Annotated in this window: 3 protein-coding genes; 2 read left to right on the top strand and 1 reads right to left on the bottom strand. The window is 49.5% G+C overall.

Translation table 11 applies throughout. From position 1 onward, the window contains the following. Positions 1 to 93: 93 nt before the first annotated feature. Positions 94 to 987, top strand: coding sequence for a LysR family transcriptional regulator (locus B2899_RS15005; RefSeq protein WP_146809589.1), 894 nt, complete (start codon positions 94 to 96; stop codon positions 985 to 987). Here B2899_RS15005 and B2899_RS15000 read toward each other — a convergent pair. After that, positions 977 to 2,041 (bottom strand): CapA family protein, encoded by a 1,065-nt coding sequence (locus tag B2899_RS15000; RefSeq protein ID WP_146809588.1) that lies wholly within the window; start codon positions 2,039 to 2,041, stop codon positions 977 to 979. The two genes, B2899_RS15005 and B2899_RS15000, sit on opposite strands and share 11 nt — an antisense overlap. A gap of 197 nt (positions 2,042 to 2,238) precedes the next feature. On the opposite strand from B2899_RS15000, the gene B2899_RS14995 reads away from it, so the two are divergent. Next, positions 2,239 to 2,655 carry a DUF2269 family protein gene (locus B2899_RS14995; protein ID WP_146809587.1) on the top strand — a complete coding sequence of 139 codons (417 nt, stop codon included), beginning with the start codon at positions 2,239 to 2,241 and terminating at the stop codon, positions 2,653 to 2,655. Positions 2,656 to 2,774 lie beyond the last annotated feature (119 nt).

Below are 2,774 nucleotides of genomic sequence, written 5' to 3'. Positions count from 1 at the left end.
AAAAGGCGAACGCCTTTTTCTACCCTGAATCTTATTTCCTCTTTCCCTTTCTTCTTTCCTCACAATTTTCACAGAAAAAAGAAGGGGATAGAGATGGAATTACGACAATTGCTGTATGCGGTAACGATTGCAGAAGAGAAGAGTTTTTCACGTGCGGCGGAGAGGCTGCATCTCGCTCAACCGTCGCTTAGTCAGCAAATTGCCAAGTTGGAGAAGGAAATGGATATCATTTTATTTGAACGTTCAACAAGCTCCATTCGTCTGACGGACGCAGGTGAGCGGTTTTATGAGTCGGCGGTCAATATTCTTGATTCTGTAGAACGGTTAAAGAAGGAAATGCAGGATATGGCTGAGCTGGAGAAGGGAGGGCTTACAGTCGGTAGTCTGCCAATTACCGGTGCCCATATTTTACCGCTTGTATTGCCGGTGTTTAAGAAAAAGTATCCTGGCATTCAGGTGCGCCTGCTTGAAGAAGCGACGCTGGCGCTTGAGCAACTGACGGCGCGCGGCAAGACAGAGATGAGCCTGCTGTCTTTGCCGATTCAAGATGCGAATCTGGAATGGGAACCGATTCTTGAAGAGGAAATCTGCCTCGCCTTGCCGACGGATCATCCATTGAGCACGCGGGAGGCGGTGGAGATTCGGGAGCTAAAAGACGAGGCGTTTATTATGCTGAAAAAAGGCCAGGGTTTTCGCAACCTGGCCGCAGGATGGTGTGAGGAGGCGGGATTTACGCCGCATGTCGTATTTGAAAGCAGCAACATTGAAACAGTCCAGTCACTCGTAGCGGCCGGTATGGGCATCGCATTCGTGCCAAAAATGGTTACGCGCCTATTCAGGGAAGGACTGCTGCCTAAGTACATAGCATTACGCAATCCGACACCCCGCCGTACGCTGGTTATGGCGTATCGACGAGGCCGCTACCGGTCACGGGCCAGCCGGGCATTTCTTGCGACCGTAAAAGAGGTACTGGCGGCTATGGAGTAAGCGTCCCGTCGCTTTTAACGGTCGCTTTGCGCGAGATTCGGTCCATGAAACGGAAGAACTCCGCTTTTTCGGCACCTTCAATCAGACGGGGTTGTCCGCTTACGATTCGAGCCGGAGTCAGACTTGCTTCTATGCGGTTGCCTCTCACGCTTACTTCGAGAATGGCAGTCTGATTGGAGCGGTCGATCCGGCTGTTGGTAAACACGAAATTGCCGAGCGAGTAGGCAATGAGTTTGCCTTTATACCACTCCACCGGCTGCATAATATGGGAATGATGGCCGACGACCAGGTCGGCACCCGCATCCACGAGCGCATGGCCCATCTCTGTCTGGTACGCTTCCGGCGTGGTCATCCGCTCTTTGCCCCAATGAATGAATACAACGACAATATCGGCTTTTTTCCGTGCCTCTTTGACTTTGCTATACATAAGTCCAGGATCATAGGCGCTGGCCAAACCTGGCCTGGTAGCTCCGGCCATCCAGGAAGTCGAAGGCAGAACACGGCTGTAGTTTAGCAGTGCGATTGTCTTGCCTTTTTTCTTTATGTAGTGAATCTGGGTTGCTTCGGATTTGTCCTTGCCCGCGCCAAGCGGGATCAAGCCGCTTTTCTTAACATAGGCAATGGTGTCAAATAATGAATTCAAACCGAAATCCATTGTATGGTTATTCGCCAGGCCGACCGCGTCAATGCCGCTGTCTGCTATCGCTTTGGCCATCCGCGGATCGGAACGGAAGGTGTATTGTTTATCCTGTGCGCTGCCGCCGGTTGTCAGCGTGGTCTCAAGATTGCCTACGGTAAGATCTGCACGAGATAATACGGATTTTACTCTGGCGAACGGATAACCGGTCCCGTTCTTTTTGATTTGATCGGCAACCGTTCCGGTAAACTGCATATCGCCGACGAAGCTCAATGTAACTTTATCAAAGCTGGTTACCATGACGTCTTGGTTTTTCGTTTTGGCATCGGCCATAAAGGTAAGACTTCCTAACAGCAGGCCAAGGCCGAGTGCGCCTCCTCCAAGCAGCGCTAGAATACGTTTCTTTCTCCCTCTCATCTTTTCGTTTCTCCCTATTATGTATTCCTTATATTTCCTTGTCTACATTCTTGCATCATACCATATTTACGACCGTGAAATAAGTATCAATTGTAAAGTCTCCGTAATTGAGCACATTTCCAGAAATATGCCTAGCCGTCCCGCGCGCCGCATAGTACAATAAGAACAATCAAAAGATAAAGAAAGGGTGGAAGCCGTTGTTCTATGTAGTGCTTACTTTTCATTTGCTGGCGGTAACCGCCAAACTTGCCGTATTGTTCTTGATTCCCCGGCTGAAGGATGTGGAGCAGACCCGGCGCTTTCTCGTTACGTACCGCAAATTGGACCGGACGGCGGACATTGTTTTGTGGGGCACAGGCCTTGCATTCTTCTTTGTTACGTCGTTTCAATATTTGATGCAGATGTGGCTGATTGTTTCAATGCTTCTGTATATGTTCGTATTCTATATGATGAAGCGGTTCTTGATGCGGGGGTTGACAGAGGTGGCGAACAGTCGTAAGATTCACGCCGAGAAAGAATTGAAAACGCTTCGTTTCCAGAATCTCTGTGTTGGCCTGTTCTCCGTGTTTTTAATGGGGTGTATTGCGTTTATGATGATAAACAAGCCGTTTTAAGGAGCGCATGGCATGGCAGACAAAACCACCATGGCGTCTCAGCCACAACCCCGACATGAAAATGCAGAGAAGAGCGGCTGACTCTTGTGGTACGAAGGAAAAGAGAGGAAAGAATGAGG

Source organism: Aneurinibacillus sp. UBA3580, assembly GCF_002375825.1.
Classification (GTDB): Bacteria; Bacillota; Bacilli; order Aneurinibacillales; family Aneurinibacillaceae; genus Aneurinibacillus; species Aneurinibacillus danicus.
This window is presented reverse-complemented; position numbering and strand designations above follow the sequence as displayed.